30 protein-coding genes are annotated in these 23,257 nt (G+C 57.0%); 14 read left to right on the forward strand and 16 right to left on the reverse strand.

The annotated features are described in order from the left end of the window. Positions 1–345 (reverse strand): hypothetical protein (locus tag ACR0JB_RS18705; RefSeq protein WP_480790180.1); only part of this gene is annotated, 345 nt, incomplete at its 3' end. Between the two features lie 227 nt (positions 346–572). Here ACR0JB_RS18705 and ACR0JB_RS18710 point away from each other — a divergent pair. Next, positions 573–1,787, forward strand: coding sequence for a DegT/DnrJ/EryC1/StrS family aminotransferase (locus ACR0JB_RS18710; RefSeq protein WP_480643998.1), 1,215 nt, complete (start codon positions 573–575; stop codon positions 1,785–1,787). 6 nt (positions 1,788–1,793) lie between these two features. On the opposite strand, the gene ACR0JB_RS18715 is transcribed toward ACR0JB_RS18710, so the two are convergent. The 4 genes from ACR0JB_RS18715 to ACR0JB_RS18730 form a co-directional block, all read right to left on the reverse strand. Then, positions 1,794–2,459: a trypsin-like serine peptidase gene (locus tag ACR0JB_RS18715; protein WP_254437398.1), complete on the reverse strand. Its 666-nt coding sequence runs from the start codon at positions 2,457–2,459 to the stop codon at positions 1,794–1,796. A 104-nt stretch (positions 2,460–2,563) separates the two neighbouring features. Next, on the reverse strand, positions 2,564–3,118 hold the full coding sequence (gene phaR, locus ACR0JB_RS18720) for a polyhydroxyalkanoate synthesis repressor PhaR (RefSeq protein WP_170349151.1): 555 nt from the start codon (positions 3,116–3,118) through the stop codon (positions 2,564–2,566). A 135-nt stretch (positions 3,119–3,253) separates the two neighbouring features. Then, positions 3,254–3,700: a phasin family protein gene (locus ACR0JB_RS18725; RefSeq protein WP_170349152.1), complete on the reverse strand. Its 447-nt coding sequence runs from the start codon at positions 3,698–3,700 to the stop codon at positions 3,254–3,256. A gap of 131 nt (positions 3,701–3,831) precedes the next feature. Further along, positions 3,832–5,634, reverse strand: a complete 1,803-nt coding sequence (locus ACR0JB_RS18730; protein WP_170396330.1) for a PHA/PHB synthase family protein — start codon at positions 5,632–5,634, stop codon at positions 3,832–3,834. 114 nt (positions 5,635–5,748) lie between these two features. Between ACR0JB_RS18730 and phaZ the strand changes: the two genes are divergently transcribed. Both phaZ and ACR0JB_RS18740 read left to right on the forward strand, forming a co-directional pair. Next, positions 5,749–7,020: a polyhydroxyalkanoate depolymerase gene (gene phaZ, locus ACR0JB_RS18735; protein ID WP_170349154.1), complete on the forward strand. Its 1,272-nt coding sequence runs from the start codon at positions 5,749–5,751 to the stop codon at positions 7,018–7,020. A 28-nt stretch (positions 7,021–7,048) separates the two neighbouring features. Next, on the forward strand, positions 7,049–7,609 hold the full coding sequence (locus ACR0JB_RS18740) for a DUF6151 family protein (RefSeq protein ID WP_226688278.1): 561 nt from the start codon (positions 7,049–7,051) through the stop codon (positions 7,607–7,609). Here ACR0JB_RS18740 and ACR0JB_RS18745 read toward each other — a convergent pair. The 5 genes from ACR0JB_RS18745 to ACR0JB_RS18765 all read right to left on the reverse strand — a co-directional run bounded on the left by ACR0JB_RS18745 (position 7,600) and on the right by ACR0JB_RS18765 (position 11,203). Continuing rightward, positions 7,600–8,316 carry an alpha/beta fold hydrolase gene (locus ACR0JB_RS18745; protein ID WP_170396334.1) on the reverse strand — a complete coding sequence of 239 codons (717 nt, stop codon included), beginning with the start codon at positions 8,314–8,316 and terminating at the stop codon, positions 7,600–7,602. The genes ACR0JB_RS18740 and ACR0JB_RS18745 overlap by 10 nt on opposite strands. Before the next feature lie 85 nt (positions 8,317–8,401). Next, entirely contained in the window at positions 8,402–9,016 is a 615-nt protein-coding gene (locus ACR0JB_RS18750) for a hypothetical protein (protein ID WP_170349434.1), read from the reverse strand. A gap of 17 nt (positions 9,017–9,033) precedes the next feature. Beyond that, positions 9,034–9,462 carry a VOC family protein gene (locus ACR0JB_RS18755; RefSeq protein WP_480790181.1) on the reverse strand — a complete coding sequence of 143 codons (429 nt, stop codon included), beginning with the start codon at positions 9,460–9,462 and terminating at the stop codon, positions 9,034–9,036. After that, positions 9,462–10,454, reverse strand: coding sequence for an alpha/beta hydrolase (locus tag ACR0JB_RS18760; RefSeq protein ID WP_480790182.1), 993 nt, complete (start codon positions 10,452–10,454; stop codon positions 9,462–9,464). The genes ACR0JB_RS18755 and ACR0JB_RS18760 overlap by 1 nt, the downstream gene beginning before the upstream one ends. Further along, a complete protein-coding gene (locus ACR0JB_RS18765; RefSeq protein ID WP_170349159.1) occupies positions 10,454–11,203 on the reverse strand; it encodes an alpha/beta hydrolase in 750 nt (249 codons plus the stop codon). The genes ACR0JB_RS18760 and ACR0JB_RS18765 overlap by 1 nt, the downstream gene beginning before the upstream one ends. A 193-nt stretch (positions 11,204–11,396) precedes the next feature. Between ACR0JB_RS18765 and thrS the strand changes: the two genes are divergently transcribed. The 5 genes from thrS to ACR0JB_RS18790 all read left to right on the forward strand — a co-directional run bounded on the left by thrS (position 11,397) and on the right by ACR0JB_RS18790 (position 16,090). Then, entirely contained in the window at positions 11,397–13,355 is a 1,959-nt protein-coding gene (thrS, locus tag ACR0JB_RS18770) for a threonine--tRNA ligase (RefSeq protein ID WP_170349160.1), read from the forward strand. 222 nt (positions 13,356–13,577) lie between these two features. Beyond that, positions 13,578–13,880, forward strand: a complete 303-nt coding sequence (locus ACR0JB_RS18775) for a BufA1 family periplasmic bufferin-type metallophore (RefSeq protein WP_170349161.1) — start codon at positions 13,578–13,580, stop codon at positions 13,878–13,880. Positions 13,881–13,950: 70 nt separating this feature from the next. Continuing rightward, complete coding sequence (bufB, locus tag ACR0JB_RS18780; protein WP_170349162.1) at positions 13,951–14,808, forward strand: MNIO family bufferin maturase; 858 nt, start codon at positions 13,951–13,953, stop codon at positions 14,806–14,808. Continuing rightward, complete coding sequence (locus tag ACR0JB_RS18785) at positions 14,805–15,566, forward strand: HvfC/BufC N-terminal domain-containing protein (RefSeq protein ID WP_170396342.1); 762 nt, start codon at positions 14,805–14,807, stop codon at positions 15,564–15,566. Before bufB ends, ACR0JB_RS18785 begins: the two co-directional genes overlap by 4 nt. After that, on the forward strand, positions 15,563–16,090 hold the full coding sequence (locus ACR0JB_RS18790) for a DoxX family protein (protein ID WP_170349164.1): 528 nt from the start codon (positions 15,563–15,565) through the stop codon (positions 16,088–16,090). Before ACR0JB_RS18785 ends, ACR0JB_RS18790 begins: the two co-directional genes overlap by 4 nt. 1 nt (position 16,091) lies before the next feature. On the opposite strand, the gene ACR0JB_RS18795 is transcribed toward ACR0JB_RS18790, so the two are convergent. Together ACR0JB_RS18795 and ACR0JB_RS18800 are read right to left on the reverse strand one after the other, a co-directional pair. Beyond that, on the reverse strand, positions 16,092–16,460 hold the full coding sequence (locus tag ACR0JB_RS18795; RefSeq protein ID WP_170349165.1) for a hypothetical protein: 369 nt from the start codon (positions 16,458–16,460) through the stop codon (positions 16,092–16,094). A 41-nt stretch (positions 16,461–16,501) separates the two neighbouring features. After that, positions 16,502–16,819: an ArsC/Spx/MgsR family protein gene (locus ACR0JB_RS18800; protein ID WP_170349166.1), complete on the reverse strand. Its 318-nt coding sequence runs from the start codon at positions 16,817–16,819 to the stop codon at positions 16,502–16,504. 215 nt (positions 16,820–17,034) lie between these two features. Between ACR0JB_RS18800 and ACR0JB_RS18805 the strand changes: the two genes are divergently transcribed. Beyond that, positions 17,035–17,241 (forward strand): cold-shock protein, encoded by a 207-nt coding sequence (locus ACR0JB_RS18805; RefSeq protein WP_010439113.1) that lies wholly within the window; start codon positions 17,035–17,037, stop codon positions 17,239–17,241. 156 nt (positions 17,242–17,397) lie between these two features. Here the strand turns inward: ACR0JB_RS18805 and thyX are convergent, their stop codons facing one another. After that, positions 17,398–18,309 (reverse strand): FAD-dependent thymidylate synthase, encoded by a 912-nt coding sequence (gene thyX, locus ACR0JB_RS18810; RefSeq protein ID WP_170375946.1) that lies wholly within the window; start codon positions 18,307–18,309, stop codon positions 17,398–17,400. A 175-nt stretch (positions 18,310–18,484) separates the two neighbouring features. Between thyX and ACR0JB_RS18815 the strand changes: the two genes are divergently transcribed. The 3 genes from ACR0JB_RS18815 to ACR0JB_RS18825 are packed head-to-tail and all read left to right on the forward strand — an operon-like array spanning position 18,485 to position 20,321. Further along, a complete protein-coding gene (locus tag ACR0JB_RS18815) occupies positions 18,485–18,913 on the forward strand; it encodes a VOC family protein (protein ID WP_170349169.1) in 429 nt (142 codons plus the stop codon). Beyond that, positions 18,910–19,614: a DUF1194 domain-containing protein gene (locus ACR0JB_RS18820; RefSeq protein ID WP_170396344.1), complete on the forward strand. Its 705-nt coding sequence runs from the start codon at positions 18,910–18,912 to the stop codon at positions 19,612–19,614. The genes ACR0JB_RS18815 and ACR0JB_RS18820 overlap by 4 nt, the downstream gene beginning before the upstream one ends. Then, the gene (locus tag ACR0JB_RS18825) at positions 19,611–20,321 is read left to right on the forward strand and encodes a DUF1194 domain-containing protein (RefSeq protein ID WP_170396346.1); all 711 of its coding nucleotides are present in this window, start codon (positions 19,611–19,613) and stop codon (positions 20,319–20,321) included. Before ACR0JB_RS18820 ends, ACR0JB_RS18825 begins: the two co-directional genes overlap by 4 nt. Here the strand turns inward: ACR0JB_RS18825 and ACR0JB_RS18830 are convergent, their stop codons facing one another. The 3 genes from ACR0JB_RS18830 to ACR0JB_RS18840 all read right to left on the reverse strand — a co-directional run bounded on the left by ACR0JB_RS18830 (position 20,322) and on the right by ACR0JB_RS18840 (position 21,543). Beyond that, positions 20,322–20,819 (reverse strand): MarR family winged helix-turn-helix transcriptional regulator, encoded by a 498-nt coding sequence (locus tag ACR0JB_RS18830; protein ID WP_413247476.1) that lies wholly within the window; start codon positions 20,817–20,819, stop codon positions 20,322–20,324. Positions 20,820–20,896: 77 nt separating this feature from the next. Beyond that, the gene (locus tag ACR0JB_RS18835; protein ID WP_480790183.1) at positions 20,897–21,121 is read right to left on the reverse strand and encodes a succinate dehydrogenase assembly factor 2; all 225 of its coding nucleotides are present in this window, start codon (positions 21,119–21,121) and stop codon (positions 20,897–20,899) included. A 29-nt stretch (positions 21,122–21,150) separates the two neighbouring features. Continuing rightward, positions 21,151–21,543, reverse strand: coding sequence for a helix-turn-helix domain-containing protein (locus ACR0JB_RS18840; protein ID WP_170349173.1), 393 nt, complete (start codon positions 21,541–21,543; stop codon positions 21,151–21,153). 90 nt (positions 21,544–21,633) lie between these two features. Here ACR0JB_RS18840 and ACR0JB_RS18845 point away from each other — a divergent pair, with 90 nt between their 5' ends. Continuing rightward, positions 21,634–22,836 (forward strand): pyridoxal phosphate-dependent aminotransferase, encoded by a 1,203-nt coding sequence (locus tag ACR0JB_RS18845; protein ID WP_170577614.1) that lies wholly within the window; start codon positions 21,634–21,636, stop codon positions 22,834–22,836. Positions 22,837–22,850: 14 nt separating this feature from the next. Continuing rightward, entirely contained in the window at positions 22,851–23,252 is a 402-nt protein-coding gene (locus tag ACR0JB_RS18850) for a hypothetical protein (protein ID WP_170549590.1), read from the forward strand. Positions 23,253–23,257: the final 5 nt, after the last annotated feature.

The raw sequence follows: 23,257 nt of genomic DNA on the forward strand, positions 1-23,257 counted from the left end.
ACAAGCCATCCATTGATCATAGGTGATTTCGTTGCGCGCCATGGCGATGGGAATATCGATTTCAACGCGATGCAACGGTCGTTCATCTTTACCAATGGCCGGAGGCCCGACGTCGACCATAGCCAATTTGCCATCTAGCATGACCAACCCGTTTATCGAGTCTCCGATCGGGCCTCCCATCGTAAATTCACCAAGGGGTAAGACGATCATTTCAGGACAAACATCGCATTCCTGAAACACATCAAGCGGTGCAACTTCAGTGCCATCCGAAAGCACATATTCCGCATATACTGCCGAAGCGAACGTTGAAAGCGCCCAAAGGCAAGTGAAACGTGCGAATGTCAAAGCCGTGATCCAACCCATCAAACAAAAAGCGTAAAGGTTGGGTCATTGGCATCTTACTGCCCCCGAAGTTGCAAGCTCAAAATACTTTTTGGGACCTGTCGCAGGCTGACCTGCGACCTTCCGACTGTGAAGGATTGGTGAAATTTCGCCAACATGGCGATTGAGGGGTTTTATTGCCCCCCATTTAGCTTTATCTTTCCCAAAGTTAGAATTTGGGAAAATCAAATATGACGCTTCCTCCAAACGTTCATGACGCCGAACCCATCCCCGAAGCCGCAAAAGAAGCCATCGACGCCCTGATGCAGTCGGGCGACCTGTTCCGCTATACCGCGCCGCAGGATGCCCCCGTGGCTTTGCTTGAGGCGGAATTCGCCGCCCTGCTAGGCACGAAATACGCGCTGGCCGTGTCATCGTGCTCGGCTGCATTGTTCCTATCCCTAAAGGCACTGAACCTGCCGCGGGACGCGCGGGTGTTGATCCCCGGCTTTACCTTTGCCGCCGTGCCCTCGTCTGTCGTGCATGCGGATTGCATTCCGGTGCTGTGTGAGGTCGGCGAGAATTATCGCATCGACATGGAAGATTTCGCCACCAAGCTGGACGGCGTACAGGCCGTAATCATCAGCCATATGCGCGGCCACACGTCCGACATGGATGCCATCATGGCGCTGTGCAACGAACGCGACATCCCGGTGATCGAGGATGCGGCTCATTCGCTGGGCACAACCTGGCATGGGCAGAACATTGGCACCATCGGCAAGGTGGGGTGCTTTTCATTCCAGTCCTACAAGATGATCAACGCGGGGGAAGGCGGCATCCTGATCACCGACGATGCCGACCTGGTGGCCCAGGCCGTGATCATGTCGGGCGCTTATGAGCACAACTGGAAGAAGCACAAAACCCCGCATGGCGACAACTCGCCCGAGTTGGAGCAAGCCTTTGCCCGCTGGCAGAACCAGTTGCCGCTGTATAATCTGCGGATGAGCAACCTGAGCGCCGCCGTGATCCGCCCCCAAATCCCCGAACTGGCGCGGCGTGTGCGTGATGGCCTGTCTAACCACGACTACGTGGCCGAACGGCTGAACACCTCGTCCCATATCGACGTCCCTGCCCCCCTGACACCCGAACGCCGGGCACCGGATTCGATCCAGTTCAATCTGGTCGGAATGAATGAGGCCGAAATCCGCGCCTTTGCGGCTGCTTCAGAGGCACGCGGTGTCAAAGTTCAGGTTTTCGGCCTGAGCGAAGACAACGCCCGCGCCTTCTGGAACTGGCAATTCCTGCCCGAGAAGTTCGACTTGCCGCAGACACGGGACATGCTGATGAAAGCGTGCGACGTCCGTCTGCCTGTACGGCTGACCAAGGAAGAACTGGACGTGATCGCCGATATTCTACTGGCTTCGGTCGGCGAGGTGACCGGTCCGGTTCCCGTCTACGGAACTTGATAAGGCTTACGGATCGAGGTCAAACAACTCGGTCGACAGAAACAGGGCTGTAATCCCCTCGGGGGTTACACCCACACGCGACAGGATCGCCGCGACTTGGGGGCCGGTCGGTGTGTCCACTAAAAGCGGCGCACCGGAATCTCCCATCATGACCGGGCACAGCGACAAGACCATTCCTCCCTCAAGGGGACGCGGCGCACAGGTCAAAGTCCGGCTGAGGACATGAGGCCGAAGACCGGGATACCCCGCAACAAACGACGAAGGCGTCAACGCAGATGCCAAAGGCAGATAACCAACCGTTTGACCAATAGGCTCGGTCAATTCCAGAACCGCCCAGTCCAATTCGGTACGGTCGTCGAACGCCCCGTCAACGCCTTGTTCCGGATGCAACTTATACCCATCGATACCCGCAACGGCCGCGGCCTCTCCGCGTTGATAGCCAGCGACAAACCGGATGCTAGAGGGCAGTATCCAACGTTTGCGTGGGGAATTGTACAGGCAATGCGCAGCAGTCAAGACCAGCCGGTCAGACACCAATACGCCAGTACAATGTGACCGCCGATCCCTGCTGGCGAAATTGAGGCGCCCAATGGCACGCCATGGGGGCTGATCCGCATCCAGGATCTCGCGCGCACGAATGGCATCGCACCCTTCTTCGGATTGGGTGCCCATCGTGCAAACCGCAGACCAGCCTTCTGAAAAAACGCCCTGTGATGACACCGGGTGGGCCCAAAGCACCGCAACACTCAGGACCAGCCAGCGCAACACAACAGACGTCAGTTCAACTTGGAGAGCTTTTTCTGCAACTCAGCCAGCTGCTTTTTGATGTCATCCAGATCTTCTTTCGATTCCGAATTGGCATCTTCACCTTCTTCTGGGCCTGACCAATTGCCTGACAGCCCCCCGGTCATCGCCTTGAGGAATGCCTGTTGCTGCGCCTGCATGGCTTCGAAACCCGGTATCTGCGACATCGGGTTCATGGCATTCATATTCTCCATCATCTTGCTCTGGCTTTCGCGCAGCATCTCAAACGAACTTTGCAGGAATTGCGGCATCATCCCGCCACCCGGAATCATGTAGCTGCGCACCAGATCGTTCAGAACGTTGACCGGCAGCACATTTTCACCCCGGCTTTCGTGTTCGGCGATGATTTGCAGTAGATATTGCCGGGTCAGATCGTCGCCAGATTTCAGGTCAATGATCTGCACTTCGCGCCCATCGCGGATGAAGGTCGCGATATCTTCGAGCGTAACATAGTCGCTGGTCTCGGTGTTATACAGCCTGCGGCTTGCATAGCGCTTGATCAACAGCGGTTTTTCTTGTTCTGGCACCGTTTGCCCTCCCCAAGGATGATGCGTTGCAGCAGAGATTATGCGACCGCAGAACAAAAAGAAAGGGCAGGTCCTAAGACCTGCCCTGCGCGATTGCACCAAATGGGAGGAGTGGGTGCGCCTCGCGCCCAAATTTTACTTGGTGGCTGCAGCTTTTTTGGCAGCGGCAGTCACGTCGTTGGTGGCTTTCTGAACAGCAACGGTTGCTTCTTCAGCAGCGTCTTTACCAGCGGCCATCAGCAGCTCGACGGTTTCGGTCTGCAGTTTTTTCGCGATTTCAGCGAAAGCAGCCATGTTTTCAGCAGCAACTTCAGCCGACGCGCTTGCGAAGTCGGTTGCGGCTTTTGCGTATTCAGCAGGCTCGGCCTTTGCTTTCGACATCTCGGTCAGCTTGGACAGTGTGTCTTTGGTCCATTTGTTCGAGATTTCAGCCGACTTCTCTGCTGCTTCCAGAGCAACACCGGACAGCTTTTCGTTCAGCGAAGCGGTCGATTTGAAGGCACCTTCCAGAGCGGTGGTGTCAACGGGGAATGCACCCATCATGTCTTTCAGGGTCGCGGTAAAGTCTTGAGTCTTTGCCATTGTCCTAATCCTTTTTGCCGAACCGGGCCCACCCCGGCTTTCATCAGCTTGAGGACAATATGATTGCTGCAATGCAGCATTGCAAGTTTTTTATTGCTGCATTGCAGAAATTATTAAGTTTCAAAATGAAATCAGTTGTTTGGATCGGCCACCACATAGGTCCCGGGTGCTGGTGCAAGCCGTGGGTGATCCGAATCGCCGGTATCGCGGGCAGGAACCTGCTTGCCGGATCGCTTCTTCAACCAGGCCTCCCACAGGGGCCACCACGAACCTTCGTGGAAGTCGGCCTCTTTCATCCATGTGTCCGCGTCCACCTTCAGATCGGGGTTGGTGTAGTGGCCGTATTTCTTCTTGCTGGGCGGGTTGATGATGCCTGCGATGTGACCGGATTCCGAGACGACAAAAGTCTTGGAACGTGACCCCATCTTTTGCACACCACGATAGCAGTCTTTCCAAGCAGCAATGTGATCCGTCTGACAGGTGATCGCCATCAACGGCACGTCCACGTCACTGACATGCAGCTTGTGCCCGAGAAGTTCGAAACCGCCTTCGGCGAACTCATTGCGCTGGCATAGCCCGCGCAGGTATTGCACCGTCATCTTGGCAGGCAGGTTGGCCCCGTCCCCATTCCAGTACAGCAGATCAAAGGCTGGCGGCATCTCGCCCAGCATATAGCTGCGGATGGCTGGACCGTAGACCAGATCGCGCGAGCGCAGAAAGGACATGGTGCGCCCCATGATCCATGAGCGCAGAATGCCTTCTTTGTTTACCTCTGCCTCAACCCCGTCAATGAAGTCGTTCTGCAGAAATGGCGTAAACTCGCCCTGTTCGGAAAAATCCGTCAGCGCAGTAAACATGGTGGCCGATTTGATCGACTTGTCGCCGCGCTGCTTCTGCAACGCCAGGGTCAAACTTAGAGTAGTACCAGCAATGCAATAACCAATCGCGTTCACCTGCTTGACCTTGCAGATTTTCTTAGTTTCTTCGATCGCGGTCAGAAAGCCATCTTCGATGTAATCTTCCATCCCAACATCCGCATAGCTTTCATCAGGATTGATCCAACTGACCACAAACAGTGTATAGCCTTTTTCAGTGATCCATTTGATCAGGCTGTTCTGGGCCTTAAGGTCAAGGATATAGAACTTGTTGATCCAGGGCGGGAACAGCACGATCGGTGTTTCATACACCATTTCAGTCGCGGGTTTGTACTGGATCAGTTCCATCATACGATTGCGATAGACCACATCACCCGGAGTGGTCGCCAGATTGCCGCCGACCTCAAACGCGCTTTCATCGGCCAGTTTGACAACCAGCTCGCCGTCATTGGCCTCAAGATCCGAGACAAGGTTTTCCAGCCCTTTGATCAATGACTGCCCTTCGGTCTCAACCGCCTTTTGCAGAGCGTCTGGATTGGTCGCCAGGAAATTCGTGGGGGACATCATGTCGACAATCTGCTGCGAGAAGTATTTGAGGCGGCGTTTGTCCTTGGCATCCAGATCCTCAACCGAGGCCACGGCCTGCGCGATGGCTTCTGCGTTGGTCTGGTATTGCTGCCGGATCAGACGGAAATAGGGGTTGGTTTCCCATAAGGGGTTGGAAAAACGCTTATCCTGGGGTTTGGGCTGGTCATCGTCAGCCTCGCCCGTGGTCATTGCTTTTTGGGCTTCGGCGAAGTTCAATACCGACTTGCCCCAGTATTCTATCTGTTGTTCCAGCAGTTTTGCCGGATTTTGCCAAGCTTCGGCCCAATAAGCTGTTGCTGCTCGTGCGAAAAGCTCTTGATTCGGGCCATCCAAAGCGGGGGTATGAGGCTTTTTGGCCGACATGACTTCGATCAGCCGCTTCGAAAGCGCCTCGACCTTTTCCATATTTTCTTTAAGGCGTTCAACGTTTTCTTCGGTCAGTTCTGGCATCTGATCTTCACTTGTTGTCATTTTAACAATTCCCCCCTAACCTCGCTGCTACGCAGAATAACGTCGTGGGTGTCGGGGGGCAAAGCGGCGAATGGTCCAATCTTATTGGCTGACATCTAGGAGGCCCCTTTTTCCATGCGCTACATGATGACATACGACCTGATGGAAACGATGCGCAACACCAACCAATGGATGGGCGCAACTGCCAGCGCAATCGCATCCTACCCCGCGTTTTCCATGATTCCCAACCCCGCAATTAGTATGATGGCTGCCTGGGGTGATGTCACCGAACGTACTTTCCAACGGATGATCGTCAAACCGGACTGGGGCATCCGCACTTTTACATGCGAGGATGGCAAAGACCATCTGGTCGATATCACGACCGTTGTCGAACGTCCCTTTGGTGATCTGGTGCATTTCCGGGTCAATGGGCGCGAGGAACAGCCCCTCAAGGTGTTGCTGGTGGCGCCGATGTCCGGGCATTATGCGACGTTGTTGCGCTCGACGGTGAAAAGCCTGCTGGTGAATTGCGAAGTCTATATCACTGATTGGCATAACGCGCGCGACATTCCTGTTTCCGAAGGCAAGTTCGATGTAGAGGACTATACACTCTATCTTGTCGATTTCATGAAAGAACTTGGTCCCGACACTCATGTGGTGGCGATTTGTCAACCTGCACCGCTGACTCTGGCCGCCACGGCCTATCTGGCCGAGGTTGAGCCCAAAGCGCAACCCAGCACGCTGACCCTGATAGGTGGACCGGTAGACCCCGATGCCACCCCGACCGATGTGACCGATTTTGGCCGCCGCGTCACCATGGGGCAGCTGGAAGAGACCATGATCCAGCGTGTCGGCTTCAAGTACAAAGGCGTTGGCCGCATGGTCTACCCCGGCCTGTTGCAGCTGGCGTCTTTTATGTCGATGAACGCAGAGCGTCATTCCAAAGCGTTCTCAGAGCAGATTCAGCGCGTTATGCAAGACGAAGCTTCGGACCATGATGCGCATAACCGTTTCTACGATGAATATCTGGCCGTTATGGACATGACCGCCGAATTCTATCTGTCGACGGTTGAGCGTGTGTTCAAGAACCGCGAAATTGCCCGGAACGAATTCGTCGTCGCGGGCCACAAGGTGGACATCGGCAAAATCACCAATGTTGCGGTCAAGACGGTTGAAGGCGCAAATGACGATATCTCGGCCCCCGGCCAGTGTATCGCGGCGTTGGACCTTTGCACCGGTTTGCCCGCATCAAAGAAGGCCAGTCATGTTGAACCAGCAGCCGGGCACTATGGCATTTTCGCCGGACGCAGCTGGCGTGACAATATCCGGCCACTGGTGATCGACTTCATGACCGCCAACGCCCGCAAACCACAACGCCGGGCCGCCAATAAGAACAAGATCGCCTGACAAAATGAGCGGGAGAGCGGCCCACCCAATGCCCTTCTCCTGCGAATGCGGTACTTTGCACGGGCATATCACCGCTGAAGGAGTGCATTCGGGCACCCATGTCGGTTGCTTTTGCCGCGACTGCCGCGCAGCACAGCTGTACTTCGGTCAACCCGATCCATCCCCCGGCCCTGTCAACATCCTACAGATGAGCCCAGAGGAGATCTGCTTCGAAGGTGGCTCGGAAAAACTTGCGCTGATGCAGCTAAGCCCCAAAGGGATGTTGCGGTGGTATTCCAGTTGCTGCAATGCGCCGCTGGCGACTACCGCGCGGACCGCGAAGTTTCCTTTTGCGGGGTTCGACGTCAAGCGCATCTCCGATCCAAGCGGGCTTGGTCCGATCACAACCCGTGGCTTTGTTCCGCAGCCGAACGGCAAGCAATCGCATGAAAAACTGCGCTATGCAGCGGTTGGGATGCTGACGCGCCTCAGCAAATCGTGGCTGTCCGGAAGCTGGAGAAACACGCCGTTTTTTGACCTAGGCGACGGCAAACCTGTGGTCGCACCGACGATACTCAGCAAGACTGAGCGCGCGAAATTCTACACGTAAGCTGCGCGAGCGGGTGCGCTTAGCCATTGTGTCAGCGCGTCATTCACGAAATCGGGCGCTTCGAGCGTCGGCAGGTGCCCGGCCTCGTCAATAACTTTCAAATCGGCACCCGGTATCAGTTCGGACATAAAGGTATGTTTGCGTAGCGGTGTAAGGGTGTCATGCGCGCCGGACAGAACCAGTGTTGGCACCTTGATGCGCCGCAGCCCACCTTGCTGATCGGGACGCCGTTGCAAAGCGCGAATCTGACGTTCGAACACCTCTGGCCCCAGATCCAGCGCCATTGCGACCAAGTCGTTCAGAATAGGTATGCGCCGCGGTCCCGGTGCCAACGTGTTCGAGCTGATTATCCGACGCATCACCTCTTCCAGCCGACCCATTTTCGCGGCGACCAACAACTCTTCGCGCGCCGCCGCGGTCTGAGGTGTATCGGCCTGCGCATCCGTCGCCATCAGGCAAAGACGCGACACCCGATCTGGCGCGCGCCGAACCAGCTCCAGCGCCACCACGCCACCCATACCCGACCCAACCAGCGCAAATCGTCGCGGCAGTTGGTCCAGAAGGGACGACGCAATCTCTTCGATACGTTCACCCAGTGAAATCGGTGCAACCGTAACCGCGCGCTGCCGCGACAAGCTGTTGATCTGGGGTTCAAACAACCGTGCGTCGCACATCATTTCAGGCAGTAAAACCAGCGGCTCGATCACGCGGGGCCTCGCAACACTTCAACTTTATAAGCAATGCTCTTTGCACTCAGGATGAGGGGTTTTGCAGGTTCGGGCAAGTTAAACTTCAGGGATATTTGATGTCCCGGAAAGGCGGGAAATCTGCATATCGGTTGCGACGGGTTTTCAGGTCTTCGCCCGGCTCAGCCCCGGCGCGCAGCATACACCCCCGCGGCGCAATATAGCTGTCGATCCGGCGATGGGGGTGTGGCCTCCACACCAGATTAAAGGCGCAGAGCTTGGGAAAGAACCAGATTTCGGAATAGTCAAGATGATCGTGCATCCACCACGCCAAATCACGCCAATCACGTCCCGCATCGTATTGATCGGCGAACCAAGGGATGACGATTGACGCCCCGGCGATCCGGGCATCCCCTTCGCCCCGATCCCAGATATGGCATTCCAACGGGTTGTCGTTGCGGGCGCAGTTCAATCGGTTCTCATTCCCGAATTGATTCAACGAGGGTGACCGATACCCGGACCGGACCGCGATACGTCCAAAGGTTTCCTCAAGCGGGTCCAGCAGGGTCTGGCAAAAGGCGCGCCCCGTTTCGATGGCAAGGTCAGGATTGTCTGGAAGGTTTTGCTTTTCATGGAAATTTCCAATCTCAGAATACAGGAATTCCCGCATGAAGAAATGCCGGGACAGACGTACACGCCCAAGCGTTTCAAGGCTCCACATGCTGCCCGGCTTGCGCATTACCCATACCCGTTCCAGCAAAAGGCACCGTCCGGTGCAAGCGCAGAGAAGGGATTGAAGGCCACTTCCCAGATCGTCCCATCGGGGGCGCGGAAATACCCATGATGCCCGCCCCAGAAAACATCAGATGCCGGTTTCAATATCTCGGCTCCGGCTTCTCCGGCCTTGTCCAACACCTGCGCAACCTCGTCCTTTGACCGGCAATTGTAGCTGAGCGTTAGCGCACCATGGCCCAAAGAGTCTACGTCAACTCCGATCTCTTCAGCCAATGCAGACAACGGGTACAATCCTAAAGTCTGACCGATAAGGTCAAAGGCAATTACCCCGTCGGGGCTGATGACCCGCTTCCAACCCATGTCCTCATAGAACCCGGCGGCAAGCTCGGGGTCATCCACCCCAACTGTGATCAAGCTCACTCGCTGGTCCACTATTCGATCCCCTGCTCACTCAGCCAGTCCAGAATACCTGCAACAGTCGCGTCCGTCTGCCCCGGGGACATCAACCGACCCGCGATCACATGCGACGCTGGATCATCCCCTGGCCCCATTGTCACCAGATTGACCGTCTTCGGTCCACCCCATCTTTCGGCCATTTTATGCGTCAGGTCAGGACGCACGACTTGATCGTCATCCGAAAACCAAAACAGCGCTGGAATCTGCGCGCTCGAGAAGTCCAAGGCATAGACAGCCTCGACCAACAGGGTCATCGGCACCACAGCCTCCCACGGGTAAACCGAGGTCCAATAGGTGTTTACCTCCGGGTCCGGGCCAGAGACATTCCGTTCCTCCCCCATCACCAAGGGCAGCCACTTCCGCGCCCAGGGCAAGCCGGGAATCCACGCGCCCGGTGTGTTCACCCCGAAATTCGGAGACACAAAGACCAAAGCCGCCACGTCTTGGCTCAGTTCTTCATCCAACGCTGCTGCTGCGGCCAGCGTTCCGCCGGTCGAGGTTGAGATGACAACAACCTTGTCGCCAACGGCCCGCGCCGCGGCCAACCCCTCGGCCATATCCTGCATCCAGCCCGTAGCCGTCCCTCCGGCCATTGCCGGGCCATCGCGACCATGTCCCTTCAGGCGCGTATAGACCAGATTGGCCCCCAGAGCGTCGGCCACCTTATCCGGCACCGGACGGATTTCCTCGGACGAGGCCGAAAAGCCATGCACATAGAGAACCGAAACGGGCGTGCGTTGTTCTTTGAACCCGTCCTGCCAGACCACGCGCTTTTCCACTCCGGGCACGATGTCGTCATAGACGGATTCTGTGCTTTCAAAGTAGACCTGAACCCCTTCGCCGAATTTGCGCGGATCAAAGCGGGGATGCAGGTCGACCTGTTCACGCGGCCCGAACCAATAGATCAGGCCACCGACAACAGTCAGTGCCAGCAGCAGACGCCCAAGAAACCACCCTAAGCGCTGCATCAACTGGCCTCCATTACCTCAAGCACTGCGTTTTCGATCAACCCCAGACAGGGGCCGTCCGAGAACCGGTGATCTGCGTCTTTGACCAGCAATAAACGCATATCTGGCCCACTGGCGTGTTCCAGCAACCGCACAGCCGTTTCAGTGGACACCGCCGTATCCGCCGTGCCCTGCAGAAAGCGCACCGGGAAAGGCAGGTCTAGCGCGTCGCGCAGCACCAACCGTTGCCGCCCGTCTTCGATCATCCGCTTGGTGATGATGTAGGGTTCCATATAATCCGAGGGCAGTTCCACATGCCCAACACTATCCAGCGCAGCCTTTTGTTCGGCGCTGAACGACGCCCAATAGCCGTCCTCAGTGAAATCAGGCGCGGCGGCAATGGTCACCATACCAGCGATCCGTTCGGGTATAGTTCTGGCAAGCAACAGCGCCTGCCACCCGCCCATGGATGATCCGACAACGATTAACGGCCCTTCGGTCAAGGCTGCCACAGCCTCAATCGTATCTTCGTGCCAATCGCCGATACAGCCATCGGTGAATTTCTCGGAACTTTCACCATGACCGGAATAGTCGAACCGCAAAAACGCCTGCCCGCGCGCCTGTGCCCAGTCTTCCAGGTGCACCGCTTTGGTGCCTTCCATGTCCGATTTGAGCCCGCCCAGAAAAACGACGGTCGGGCCATGGCCCTCACTTTTGTGATAGGCCAACCGCCGGTCTTTTGCGGTGATCAGAAATTCCGTAGCTGCCATGAAACCCTCTTTCCATTTGCATCACATCATGCACGGCAGACCAGTGGTCGCAATTCCCGATTTTTGCAGTCTCGCAGCGTCAGTCCTGCTTCCTTCGACACTTGACAGGTTTTGCTGCACCTGCCACATGAGCCGGACACCATAACCCGCAACCGGGCGTTCAGTGGGCGCCAAACCGACGAGGAGAGCCGATATGGCCCTGGATGCAAAATCCGTCTCACTCACCTTTCCCGATGGCAATGCACGTTCTTATGACGCAGGCGTAACGCCCGCGCAGGTGGCTGCCGATATCTCGACCTCGCTGGCGAAAAAGGCCATCTCGGCCACGGTGAATGGCCAGCACTGGGACCTGCAATGGCCCATCGAATCCGATTCCGATATCGCCATTCACACCATGAAGGATGAGGTTCAGGCTAATGAACTGATCCGCCACGACCTGGCGCACATCATGGCCCGCGCGGTGCAGGAGATCTGGCCCGATACCAAGGTCACCATCGGCCCCGTCATCGAAAATGGCTGGTATTATGACTTTGATCGGGCGGAACCTTTCACGCCCGAAGACCTTGGCCTGATCGAAAAAAAGATGAAGGAAATCATCAACAAGCGCGACCCCGTGACCACCGAGGTCTGGGACCGTCAGCGTGCGATCGATTTCTACACCGCCAATGACGAGCCCTATAAGGTCGAACTGATCGACGCCATTCCGGGCGATGAGCCGCTGCGCATGTATTGGCATGGCGACTGGCAGGACCTGTGCCGCGGCCCGCATCTGCAGCATACCGGTCAGGTTCCAGGCGATGCGTTCAAGCTGATGTCCATCGCCGGAGCCTATTGGCGCGGTGACAGCGACCGTGCGATGCTGCAGCGCATCTATGGCGTGGCCTTCACCGGCAAGGAAAAGCTGAAAGCTCACCTGCACATGCTGGAAGAGGCCGCCAAGCGCGACCACCGCAAGCTGGGCCGCGAAATGAACCTGTTCCACATGCAGGAAGAGGCCCCCGGCCAGATCTTCTGGCATCCGAACGGCTGGAAAATCTACACCACCCTGCAGGACTATATGCGCCGGATGCAGGAACGCGATGGATATGTCGAGGTCAACACCCCGCAGGTCGTCGACCGCAAATTGTGGGAGGCCTCGGGCCATTGGGACAAGTACCAGGAAAATATGTTCATCGTCGAAGTCGACGAGGAACATGCCCGCGAAAAGGCAATCAACGCGCTGAAACCGATGAACTGCCCCTGTCACGTGCAGGTGTTCAATCAGGGCCTGAAATCCTACCGTGATCTGCCGTTGCGGATGGCTGAATTCGGGTCTTGTGCCCGTTATGAGCCTTCGGGCGCGCTGCACGGAATCATGCGCGTGCGTGGATTCACACAGGATGATGGTCACATCTTCTGTGCCGAGGATCAGATCGAATCCGAGACCGCCAAGTTCATTGCCTTCCTGTCTAAGGTCTATGCCGATCTGGGCTTCCATGATTGGACGATCAAACTGTCTACTCGTCCGGAAAAACGGATCGGGTCGGATGAAAGCTGGGATCTGGTCGAAAAGGCGCTGGGCGATGCCTGCAAGGCCGCCGGATATGAGTATGAGCTGCTAGAAGGCGAAGGCGCGTTTTATGGGCCCAAGCTGGAGTTCACTCTGACCGACGCGATCGGCAGGACATGGCAATGCGGGACCCTGCAGGTGGACCCCAACCTGCCCGAGCGGCTGGATGCCAGCTTTATCGGTGCCGACGGCGCCAAGCACCGCCCGTTCATGCTACACCGGGCAACGCTGGGTTCGTTCGAACGCTTCATCGGCATTCTTATCGAAGAACACGCAGGCAAGCTGCCGTTCTGGCTGGCCCCGCGTCAGGTCGTCGTCGCCTCGATCACGTCAGAAGCCGATGATTATGTGGCCGAAGTGGTTGAGACGCTCAAGGCCGCCGGTGTCCGCGCCGAGGCTGACATCCGCAACGAAAAGATCAACTACAAGGTTCGCGAACATTCGGTCGGCAAGGTTCCGGTCATTCTGGCCGTCGGTCATCGCGAAGTTGACGAACGCACCGTCAGCGTTCGCCGGCTGGGCGAAAAACAAACGCAGGTTCAATCGCTTGAAGCTGTAACAAATGAGCTTTCACAGGCCGCGACACCGCCGGATCTGTTGTAACATTCGGCATGGAATTGCCATGAATTCGGCCCCGCTTTTGGGGCCGAATTGAAATATTTCCTCTTTTCTTATTCAAAAACAGTATATTAACTTACAAGGGGGCATTGTGCGCCCTGACGGGCTTGTGAGACACGGGCTCGTGAATTCAACTCTGGGCCGCAAGCCACTACCTTTGTCATTGTCACAAGCAGACATACGCAGTCATCAAAAGGGATTACCGAGATGTCGAACACCGCAAAATCACTGGTTATCGCAACCGCAGTCGCAGCCGCCGTTTCGGGCGCAGCCACAACTGCCACCGCACAAGCCAAAGAGAAATGCTATGGCATTTCGCTGGCCGGTCAGAACGACTGCGCCGCGGGCCCCGGCACAACCTGCGCGGGCACCTCGACCGTAGACTATCAGGGCAACGCCTGGACTCTGGTCGATGCAGGTACCTGCGCCGATATCGAACTGCCGGCCGAGGCTGACGGCACACCGCGCAAAGGCTCGCTGGAAGCTCAGGACCGCGATCTGCCGGCATAAGTCTGGCCTAAGCTAGTCAGGGGGCGGGCGACTTCGCCCGCCCCTTACTTCTAGAACAAGGAGCTGCCAAATGTTGGATGACACACTCCGTTCGAACCGCCTGCCTCTGGCACCCGGCGTCGGGTACAAGCCGCAGCATTTCGCACAGATCCTTGAACACGCACAGCCAGTTGCCTGGCTGGAAATTCACGCCGAGAACTACATGGGTGACGGTGGTCGTCCGCTGGCGCAATTGCGCCATCTCTCGGAAAAGTTTCCGATCTCGGTCCATGGGGTTGGCCTGTCCATCGGCAGCGAAGGCCCGTTGGATGCCGACCATCTGGCACGATTGAAACACCTAGTTGGCTGGCTGAAACCGGCCAGTTTCTCGGAACATCTGGCATGGTCGACCCATGACAGCCATTTTCTGAACGACCTACTGCCCCTGCCCTATACCAATGCCTCGCTTGCACGCATTTGCGAGCATATCGATCAGGTACAGGAAACCGTCGGTCGCCAAATGTTGTTGGAGAATCCGTCCAGCTATCTGGCGTTCGAAGAAAGCACCTGGTCCGAGCCCGATTTTCTGCGCGAAGTTGCACGTCGCACTGGGTGCGGCCTGCTGCTGGATGTGAACAACGTCTTTGTCTCAGCCACCAATCTGGAATTCTCACCGCAGGGCTATATCGATGCCTATCCTCTTGAGAAGGTAGGGGAAATCCATCTAGGCGGACATGATGAGGATGAGGACGACCATGGTCGCCCCCTGCTGATTGACAGCCATGGGCGCGAAGTCGTTGATCCGGTTTGGGCGCTGCTGGACTACGTTCTAGAGCGATCTGGCCCCAAACCCGTGTTGGTCGAGTGGGACACGGACGTTCCAGAATGGCCCGTGCTGCGGGCCGAAGCAGACCGAGCGCAAGCGGCCCTGGACCGCGTCCCGGCATGAGCGTTTCGCAAGAAAGTTTTCACGCCGCGCTGATGAACCCGTCAGCCGCCATCCCCAAAGGGCTGCTGGACGCGGTCGCACAACCTGCCGGGCGGCGGTTCAGTGTGTATCGCAACAACGTGGCGGTGTCGCTGACTGAAGCGATGCATCAGGCATTTCCGGTCATCACCAAATTGCTGGGGGCACAGAACATGGATGGGCTGTCGGGTATTTTCCTGCGCAAACATCCCCCTTCATCGCCGTTGATGATGTTTTACGGTGAAGAATTCCCCGAATTTCTGGCCGGAATGGAGCAGCTCTCGCATATTGGATACCTGCCTGACGTGGCGCAATTGGAGCTTGCCTTGCGCCGTTCCTACCACGCCGCTGACAGCGAACCAGCCCCGGCGGACGCACTGGCTGTTCCGCCCGAAGACATCATGCGGGCGCAGCTGGGATTTGCCCCGTCGATGCGGGTTCTGCGCTCGGACTGGCCGATTTATTCGATCTGGCGTTTCAACACCGAAGACGACGCCCCCAAACCCGATCCCACTGCCCAAGACGTTCTGATCACCCGGGCAGAGTATGACCCGGTTCCACATCTGCTGCCCGAAGGCGGCGCGCACTGGATTGCGGGCCTTCAGGCCGGGCAAACCATGGGTGGCGCGTTTGAAGATACTGCAAACCATTTCCCCGAATTTGACCTTGGGGCCACTCTGGCGCTGCTATTACAAGGCGGCGCAATAACCTCTGTGACTATCGAAAGGCTGGCAACATGACTGCCCTGATCTCATTGCACAACAACACCCTGGGACGGTTAGAGATGACCTCTGGCTGGTTGACACCGACCTTGGCCAGGCTGGTCTTTGCGGCAACATTGCTGGTGTATTATTGGAATTCGGCGACCACCAAGCTGGGTAGCGGATTCTTTGGGTTCCTGTTCCCGTCCGACGGTGCCTATGTGCAGATTTTCCCCAAAGCAATGGAAGCCGTCAGCTATGACAGCTCGCAATTGGGGATCATGCATTGGGCCATTGCTGTTGCGGGGACCTGGGCTGAGTTTCTTCTACCTACGCTGATCGTGATCGGACTTCTGTCGCGGTTCGCAGCATTGGGTATGCTGGCATTTGTCTGGGTTCAGACGATCGTAGATGTCACGGGCCACGGTACGGAATTGGGCAGCTACTTCACCAACGCCGTAAGCCTGCTGGATGATCGGACACTCTGGTCCTTCCTGCTGGCAGTGATCGTGATCAACGGCGCAGGGCCGCTGTCCGTTGATCGCATCCTGCACATCAAGTGATCTAGAAATGCGCCTTGGGCTCGTCCGGTTTACCCGCGGCCAGTCCAAGGAGGCCCGCAACACCCGCAAATGCCACCGGGAACATAGTGAACACGTTAAAGCCAAAGGCGTAATACATCCCGGCCGCTGAGATCAGCAACAAGACCCCTCCGATCAGGGCCCGTGCATGGGCCATTGCACCGCCAGCAATCGCCAATAGCGGCGCAATGATCGACGCGAACTGTATGAGTTGCGCGTTGTCCACCTGCTCGGCCAGCCCGTCGATCTCACCAAACCGATCAATCAGTTCGACATAGCCATAGCCGAAAAAGCCAACAATCATCCCGATCAAACCGGCGATGACACCCAAAATCATAGCAGCGTTACGCATTCAAAATCCTCTAACTTGCGTCAATTCAGATAGTCATCCGGTCACGCAACGCCAAGCCCTGCCTTCGTTTCCGCCGTCCATCCCAGATACAGGGTTCCGTCTTGCTCAATCAGGGGGCGCTTCATCAGGGTCGGGTGATCTGCCAGCAGTTGCAGCGGAGGCCGCGCGCGTTGTGCATCGTCTAATCCACGCCAGGTTGTCGAACGGGTATTGAGCAAAGCCTCGCCGAAGCGATCCAGCGCCTGCGTCAGCATCGCTTTGGGTACGCCATCGGTCCGAACGTCGACAAACTCAGTATCTGGAAGTGATTTCAAAGCCTTGCGGCACGTGTCACAGTTTTTCAGACCATAAAGGCGCATTTCGGGTGTCTCCTGTATCTGGTTCAATTTTCAGCAAATTTGCCTGCACGTTTCAGAAATTCTTGATTTTTTACTTCACCATGCAATGTTGAAAAAGACGAAACTCACAATTCGCGCTGTATCGTTACGGCGATACGGTGATTAATTGCGGCGACGTCAATCACTGCCCCCACCAATTATGTGGGACAACGCGTAAGTAGAAGGAGACACGGGAAATGCCAACTGGCACCGTGAAATGGTTTAATACCACGAAAGGCTACGGGTTTATTGCCCCTGATGAGGGCGGCAAGGACGTATTTGTTCATATCTCGGCCGTTGAACGGTCCGGTCTGACCGGGCTCGCTGACAATCAGAAAGTCTCGTATGAGTTGGAAGACGGACGCGACGGCCGACAAATGGCATCTGATTTAAAGCCACTGTAAAACAGTCCCGCATGCTGCGGGTGATCAAAACAGGCCAACGGCCAATTTCCGGCCGTTGACCAATATTCAAAGGTTAGAAACCTTACCCTCGCGCCGGGTCGGCTTAGGCGCGAGAGGATTAGCTTTTTCCGTCACAATAATGCGCAATACGCGAGATCAGCTTTTGCGAATGACCGCTTCGAACTCGCGCCATTCCCGAGCGGTCATGCCCGAGTTTTCCTGCGTGACATTTTCCCCAGCCAGCATCCGGCGCAGGCTGTCGACCATCTGAGCCGAAAGGTTCACCGCACCCAGCCGATAATCCTCGAACGCTTTGTAGGCGAAGGGCACCCAGTCGGCGACGATCTTGCACATGGTATCCGCATAGACCCGGATCTCGTACTGCGCATGCGGGTCGGCACGCAGGCGCAAGAAGTGGAACAGGTTGTGCAGATCAACCTTCCAATACCACTGCGTATAGATATTCGCGGGCAGGTTCATCCGCGCCAGTTCACGCGCCAGACCCTGTTGGCCGTCTTGGTTGATCATCGATTCATAGTTGTCATAGCACCGGGCGCTGTCGGCCTTGAGGATATCCAGAACTCGCGCGGCCTCTTCCCCTTGCAGCGCATCACCCCGGCCTTGGTTGTTTACCTCGGACTGCGCGGCAACGTGATCGGGTGCGGGGATATAGAACTCGCGGTCCAGAATTGAATAACGCGCGGAATACTCGTTCACATTTGCCGTGCGGTGACGAATCCACTGCCGGGCGACAAAGACAGGTAGCTTAACGTGCAGCTTGATCTCGCACATCTCGAACGGGGTCGAATGCCAGTGACGCATCAGATAGCGGATCAGACCCTCATCGTTCTGCACCGATTTTGTGCCTTTGCCATACGACACCCGCGCCGCCTGACAGATCGCCGCGTCGTCACCCATATAGTCGATCACGCGCACAAAGCCGTGGTCCAACACCTGATGAGCGGTATAAAGGTGATCTTCCATACCCGCAGCCACAACGCGGCGTGTTGGATGCGATTGCGCCCGTTGCGCTTCGATCTCGGCCAGTTGGTCAGAGGACAGCGGCATAAAAGTTCCTTTCCAGCAATGAGTCGCCCACCACTATATATCGGCAATTCCCCGACCGGAACCGCGACATGTACACCCAGCGGCGCATTTTCAAAATTGTGTCCGCCCTGCCCCTCGACACGCATTTTCCGCGCGCTAAGCTGCAGCCCATCACCTGAACGGAAAGGAAGCCACAATGGGGCTGAGATATCTTCACACCATGATCCGCGTGAAGGATCTGGAAAAGTCGATGGCGTTTTTTGAGTTGCTGGGCCTGAAGGAAACCCGCCGCTATGACAGCGAGGCGGGGCGGTTTTCGCTGATCTTCATGGCGCCCCCGGGGCAAGAGGATCGCCCAATTGAGCTGACCCACAATTGGGATGGTGACGATGCGCTGCCCAGCGACAGTCGGCATTTCGGGCATTTGGCCTATGGCGTCGACAATATTTACGAGGTCTGCCAGCACTTGCAGGACAATGGTGTGGTGATCAACCGCCCGCCCCGCGACGGCCGTATGGCGTTTGTACGGTCGCCCGACAATATCTCGGTCGAGTTGCTACAGAACGGTGACGCGCTGGAAGCCGCCGAACCCTGGGTCAGCATGGAAAGCACCGGACACTGGTGATCCGCTGGCTGACAGCACTGGGACTGGCCGGACTGGCCAGCCCGCTTCGGGCCGAAACCTGTCGCCTGGCCCTGGCGTTGGCTATGGATATCTCAAGCTCGGTGGATGCAACCGAGGATACCCTGCAGCGGCAGGGCCTGGCCGCTGCCCTGATCGCCCCTGAGGTGACCGAGGCGTTCTTTTCCTCTCCTTTGCCCGTGGCATTGGCTGTGTATGAGTGGGGCAGCCGCTCGACCCAGCGCATGATCCTGAACTGGACGATGATCAACACGCAAGCTGATTTGCTAACGGTGGCAGAGACCATACAGCGTTCAGTCCGATCTGACGGTGACTCGGCCACTGCCATCGGGCAAGCTTTGGCTTTTGGTGCGACCCTGATGCAGCAAGCACCACCATGTTTGTTTCAGACCATCGACCTGTCTGGGGACGGCGCAAATAATGACGGTTTCCAACCTGCATCCGCTTATCGCCACTTTCCGTTCGAGGGCATTGTGGTCAACGGGCTGGTTATCAATGCTGCCGATTTCGAGGGCGAAGTTCATCTGATTCCCTACTTCGAAAACAATGTTCTGTACGGGCCTGGCGCATTTCTAGAAGTCGCACAGGGGTTCGAGGATTTCGAACGCGCCATGCGGCGAAAGCTGGAACGTGAACTGACAAGCTTGCAAATCGGCGTCCTGCAGGACTTCGCGCCTAGATGACGCGGCTATTGGCATTTGTCATTAGTTTGATCGCTGGTTCGGCCACGGCAGAGTGCCGACAAGCTCTGGCGCTGGGGCTGGATGTTTCTGGTTCGGTGGACAGTCACGAATACCGGCTGCAACTTGACGGTGTGGCAGCCGCTTTGCAGCGTCCTGAAGTGGTGCAGCTATTGCTGTCAAACCCTGCTGCCCCTGTGCGGCTGGCGATTTTTGAGTGGAGCGAGCCGGGCCATCAACGTCTGTTGCAAGACTGGATCGCCATACGTTCGGGCAACGATCTTGACCGGATCGCCTTATTACTGAACCGAGCCAAGCGCAGTGCCGCCCCGCAAGGTACGGCTGTTGGCTCAGCGATGCTGTTTGGGGCTGACCTGCTGTCCGACCAAACAAGTTGCTGGAAACGAACACTCGATCTGTCTGGCGACGGCAAACACAATCTGGGCACTCACCCGCGCGAAGCTAAAAGCGCGCTTGAAGCTTCGGGCATCACCATCAACGGCCTGGTCATCGGCGCGGATGATCCCAGCCACGGCGACAAACGCTATGTGCAAGTTGGAGAGCTGTCTGCCTATTACACTGCCTGGGTAATTCTGGGGCCAGACGCCTTTGTCGAGGTTGCCCTTGGGTTTGACGCCTACGAGGACGCCATGACCCGAAAACTGATCCGAGAACTCGAAGGGTTGATCCTGTCAAACCTGCACCCCTGATCAGTAGATATAGCGGATCTGATCCGTCCAGTACCGCTCAACCCGGCGCAGAGAGGTTGTGATGTCATCAATTCCCTCCAACCCAAGCACGCCACGGGTCTGCAGCCCCTCGGCATGGCGCGAGAACAGCTCGGTCACGATATCCCGAATCTCGCGTCCTCGTGGCGTTAACCGAACCCGGACCGAGCGTCTGTCGATCTCACACCTTTGGTGGTGCATATAGCCCATTTCGACCAACTTCTTGAGATTGTAGCTGACGTTGCTGCCCTGATAATAGCCACGGCTTTTCAACTCACCCGCCGTCACCTCATGATCGCCGATATTGAACAGAAGCAGGGCCTGAACGGCGTTGATTTCCAACACGCCCACCCGCTCGAACTCATCCTTGATAACGTCCAGTAGCAGACGGTGCAGCCGCTCGACCAAAGCGAGCGCTTCAAGATAGCTGGTCATGAAACCCTTGGTTTCCGGCGCGGAGACCTGCATTTCCATACTCATCCGATCCTCCGATTCAGTCGCGCTGTTTCAGGCAGCATGAATCGAAATCCCCAAGAATCGGTTAAGCTGGATTTTCTTTATTTTTGAAAGGTCTGCGCGATCTCCGAAACCAGATGGACAAACCCCTCGGGCGGCTGGGCCTGCCCGGTGACCCACTGATACAGATCCTGATCATTTTCGTGTAGCAGCGCGTCGAACTGATCCAGACCCGCTGCATCCATCGCGTCGAGATTACGTTCGGCATAGGCCGAAAGGATCAAATCCATCTCTTTGATCCCGCGTCGCATGGACCGCATTTTCATGCGTTTGATCCTGACTTCCCGTGTTTCGGTCACTTTCCCTGCTCCGACATCAAGCGCAGCTTCTTCTCAAGCCGCGCGGCCCGTTCGGCACTGGCGCGCATCTCGCCCCGGATTGCGCGTAGCTCGGCCACCGCATCCGCCAGCTCGATATTGACCTCGCCGTCTTCGACGGGGGCGTCCATACCTTCGCCTTCGCCGGTCAGCAACCACATGATCGAAACGTTGATCATACCCGCCATCATCGACAAACGGTTGGCACGCGGTTCGGACAGATCGTTTTCCCAGGCCACAATAGTCGCTTTTTTGACACCCAGCCGACGCGCCAGTTGGGTCTGAGTCATACCAGCGGCCTCGCGCGCGCCTGCCAGCCGGTCCCCGAATGTCGCTGCCTCTGGGCTATACCAGTCATTTTCGTCGGTCATCAGGGTCTCCATGTCTCGGCCTCATATCGCTTGATCGTCATTCGGGCGCACCCTATGACAGACAGGTTGAACATACAAACTGAGGCCATCATGACTTTCCTGTCTGCGACACTGTCACGCGTAAAACCATCACCAACCATCGCGATGACCGCCAAAGCAGCCGAGTTGAAGGCGGCGGGGCGTGATGTGATCGGCCTGAGCGCGGGTGAACCCGATTTCGACACGCCACAGAACATCAAGGACGCGGCTGTTGCAGCCATTGCAGCGGGCAAGACAAAGTATACCGCCCCTGACGGAATTCCCGAATTGAAACAAGCCGCCTGCGCCAAGATGAAGCGTGATCATGGGCTGGATTACACGCCCGCACAGATCTCGGTCGGGACTGGCGGCAAGCAGACGTTGTATAACGCGTTGATGGCGACAATGAACGACGGGGACGAGGTTGTTATCCCCGCGCCATATTGGGTCAGCTACCCGGACATGGTTCTGCTGGCCGGAGGTACGCCAGTCGTGGTCGAGACGACGCTGGAAAACAGCTTCAAACTGACCGCCGAACAGCTTGAGGCGGCGATCACGCCCAAGACCAAGTGGTTCATCTTCAACTCCCCGTCGAACCCTACGGGAGCGGGCTATAGCCGTTCGGAATTGAAAGCCCTGACAGATGTACTGATGCGCCACCCGCATGTGTGGATCATGTCCGACGACATGTACGAGCATCTGGCCTATGACGGGTTCGAATTCTGCACTCCGGCCGAGATCGAACCGGGCCTCTATGACCGTACCTTGACCTGCAACGGCGTATCGAAAGCCTATGCTATGACCGGCTGGCGCATTGGCTATGCGGCGGGACCGGTCGAGATCATCGCCGCCATGCGCAAGATTCAATCACAGTCGACCTCGAACCCCTGCTCGGTCAGCCAATGGGCGGCGGTCGAGGCGCTGAACGGAACGCAAGCGTTCCTGGCCCCGAACAACGAGACGTTCAAACGTCGCCGCAATCTGGTGGTTGACATGCTGAACCAGATCGACGGTATCACCTGCCCCACGCCCGAGGGCGCGTTCTATGTCTACCCGTCGATCGCAGGACTGATCGGCAAGTCCACTCCGGCCGGCACCAGAATTGACTCGGATGAGGCCTTCGCCACCGCTCTGCTGGAAGAGGCCGACGTGGCCGTTGTATTTGGCGCGGCCTTTGGCCTGTCACCGAATTTCCGGGTCAGCTATGCGACCTCGGACGAGGCGCTGACCGAGGCCTGCACCCGCATCCAGCGCTTTTGCGCGTCCCTGACCTGATCCGGAGGCCCCTGATGACCGCAGAACTGCCTGAATACTACTTTCGTGTCCGCGAGAATGGCGCAGCGGTTTTTCGGATCGATACCGAAAACCGTCAACGGCGGATCGAGATGGATCAGATCGCGGTCATCAACATCCGCAATGGCGAGGTCAAGCCACAGGGCCAGCGCACCCTGACAGCGGCGGATCAGGCGGAAATCGTACGTTGGATGGACGCGCGCAAAGCCCTGCTGGCGCAACGGGATATCGACGACATTCACCGCGCGGTCGACTATCTGAATCTGACCACGCAATGGGCACAATCCAAGGCGTCGGACGAACAGCTTGAGGATGTCACCGACCGGTTGTTGCTGGCGATGCACGACTTACGCTCCGTACTGGTGCGCAAAAAGGCAGATCGGCTAAGCAAAGGCTGAAGGCG

It is taken from the genome of Ruegeria sp. BI7 (assembly GCF_056537925.1).

Excerpts from the sequence above, each read along its gene's own strand:
- ACR0JB_RS18710 (WP_480643998.1), top strand. The coding sequence starts at position 573 with ATGACGCTTCCTCCAAACGTTCATGACGCCGAACCCATCCCCGAAGCC.
- ACR0JB_RS18715 (WP_254437398.1), bottom strand. The coding sequence starts at position 2,459 with ATGGGCACCCAATCCGAAGAAGGGTGCGATGCCATTCGTGCGCGCGAG.
- ACR0JB_RS18725 (WP_170349152.1), bottom strand. The coding sequence starts at position 3,700 with ATGGCAAAGACTCAAGACTTTACCGCGACCCTGAAAGACATGATGGGT.
- ACR0JB_RS18730 (WP_170396330.1), bottom strand. The coding sequence starts at position 5,634 with ATGACAACAAGTGAAGATCAGATGCCAGAACTGACCGAAGAAAACGTT.
- phaZ (WP_170349154.1), top strand. The coding sequence starts at position 5,749 with ATGCGCTACATGATGACATACGACCTGATGGAAACGATGCGCAACACC.
- ACR0JB_RS18740 (WP_226688278.1), top strand. The coding sequence starts at position 7,049 with ATGCCCTTCTCCTGCGAATGCGGTACTTTGCACGGGCATATCACCGCT.
- ACR0JB_RS18750 (WP_170349434.1), bottom strand. The coding sequence starts at position 9,016 with ATGTGGAGCCTTGAAACGCTTGGGCGTGTACGTCTGTCCCGGCATTTC.
- ACR0JB_RS18760 (WP_480790182.1), bottom strand. The coding sequence starts at position 10,454 with ATGCAGCGCTTAGGGTGGTTTCTTGGGCGTCTGCTGCTGGCACTGACT.
- ACR0JB_RS18765 (WP_170349159.1), bottom strand. The coding sequence starts at position 11,203 with ATGGCAGCTACGGAATTTCTGATCACCGCAAAAGACCGGCGGTTGGCC.
- thrS (WP_170349160.1), top strand. The coding sequence starts at position 11,397 with ATGGCCCTGGATGCAAAATCCGTCTCACTCACCTTTCCCGATGGCAAT.
- ACR0JB_RS18775 (WP_170349161.1), top strand. The coding sequence starts at position 13,578 with ATGTCGAACACCGCAAAATCACTGGTTATCGCAACCGCAGTCGCAGCC.
- bufB (WP_170349162.1), top strand. The coding sequence starts at position 13,951 with ATGTTGGATGACACACTCCGTTCGAACCGCCTGCCTCTGGCACCCGGC.
- ACR0JB_RS18785 (WP_170396342.1), top strand. The coding sequence starts at position 14,805 with ATGAGCGTTTCGCAAGAAAGTTTTCACGCCGCGCTGATGAACCCGTCA.
- ACR0JB_RS18790 (WP_170349164.1), top strand. The coding sequence starts at position 15,563 with ATGACTGCCCTGATCTCATTGCACAACAACACCCTGGGACGGTTAGAG.
- ACR0JB_RS18795 (WP_170349165.1), bottom strand. The coding sequence starts at position 16,460 with ATGCGTAACGCTGCTATGATTTTGGGTGTCATCGCCGGTTTGATCGGG.
- ACR0JB_RS18800 (WP_170349166.1), bottom strand. The coding sequence starts at position 16,819 with ATGCGCCTTTATGGTCTGAAAAACTGTGACACGTGCCGCAAGGCTTTG.
- ACR0JB_RS18805 (WP_010439113.1), top strand. The coding sequence starts at position 17,035 with ATGCCAACTGGCACCGTGAAATGGTTTAATACCACGAAAGGCTACGGG.
- thyX (WP_170375946.1), bottom strand. The coding sequence starts at position 18,309 with ATGCCGCTGTCCTCTGACCAACTGGCCGAGATCGAAGCGCAACGGGCG.
- ACR0JB_RS18815 (WP_170349169.1), top strand. The coding sequence starts at position 18,485 with ATGGGGCTGAGATATCTTCACACCATGATCCGCGTGAAGGATCTGGAA.
- ACR0JB_RS18825 (WP_170396346.1), top strand. The coding sequence starts at position 19,611 with ATGACGCGGCTATTGGCATTTGTCATTAGTTTGATCGCTGGTTCGGCC.
- ACR0JB_RS18830 (WP_413247476.1), bottom strand. The coding sequence starts at position 20,819 with ATGAGTATGGAAATGCAGGTCTCCGCGCCGGAAACCAAGGGTTTCATG.
- ACR0JB_RS18835 (WP_480790183.1), bottom strand. The coding sequence starts at position 21,121 with ATGAAAATGCGGTCCATGCGACGCGGGATCAAAGAGATGGATTTGATC.
- ACR0JB_RS18840 (WP_170349173.1), bottom strand. The coding sequence starts at position 21,543 with ATGACCGACGAAAATGACTGGTATAGCCCAGAGGCAGCGACATTCGGG.
- ACR0JB_RS18845 (WP_170577614.1), top strand. The coding sequence starts at position 21,634 with ATGACTTTCCTGTCTGCGACACTGTCACGCGTAAAACCATCACCAACC.
- ACR0JB_RS18850 (WP_170549590.1), top strand. The coding sequence starts at position 22,851 with ATGACCGCAGAACTGCCTGAATACTACTTTCGTGTCCGCGAGAATGGC.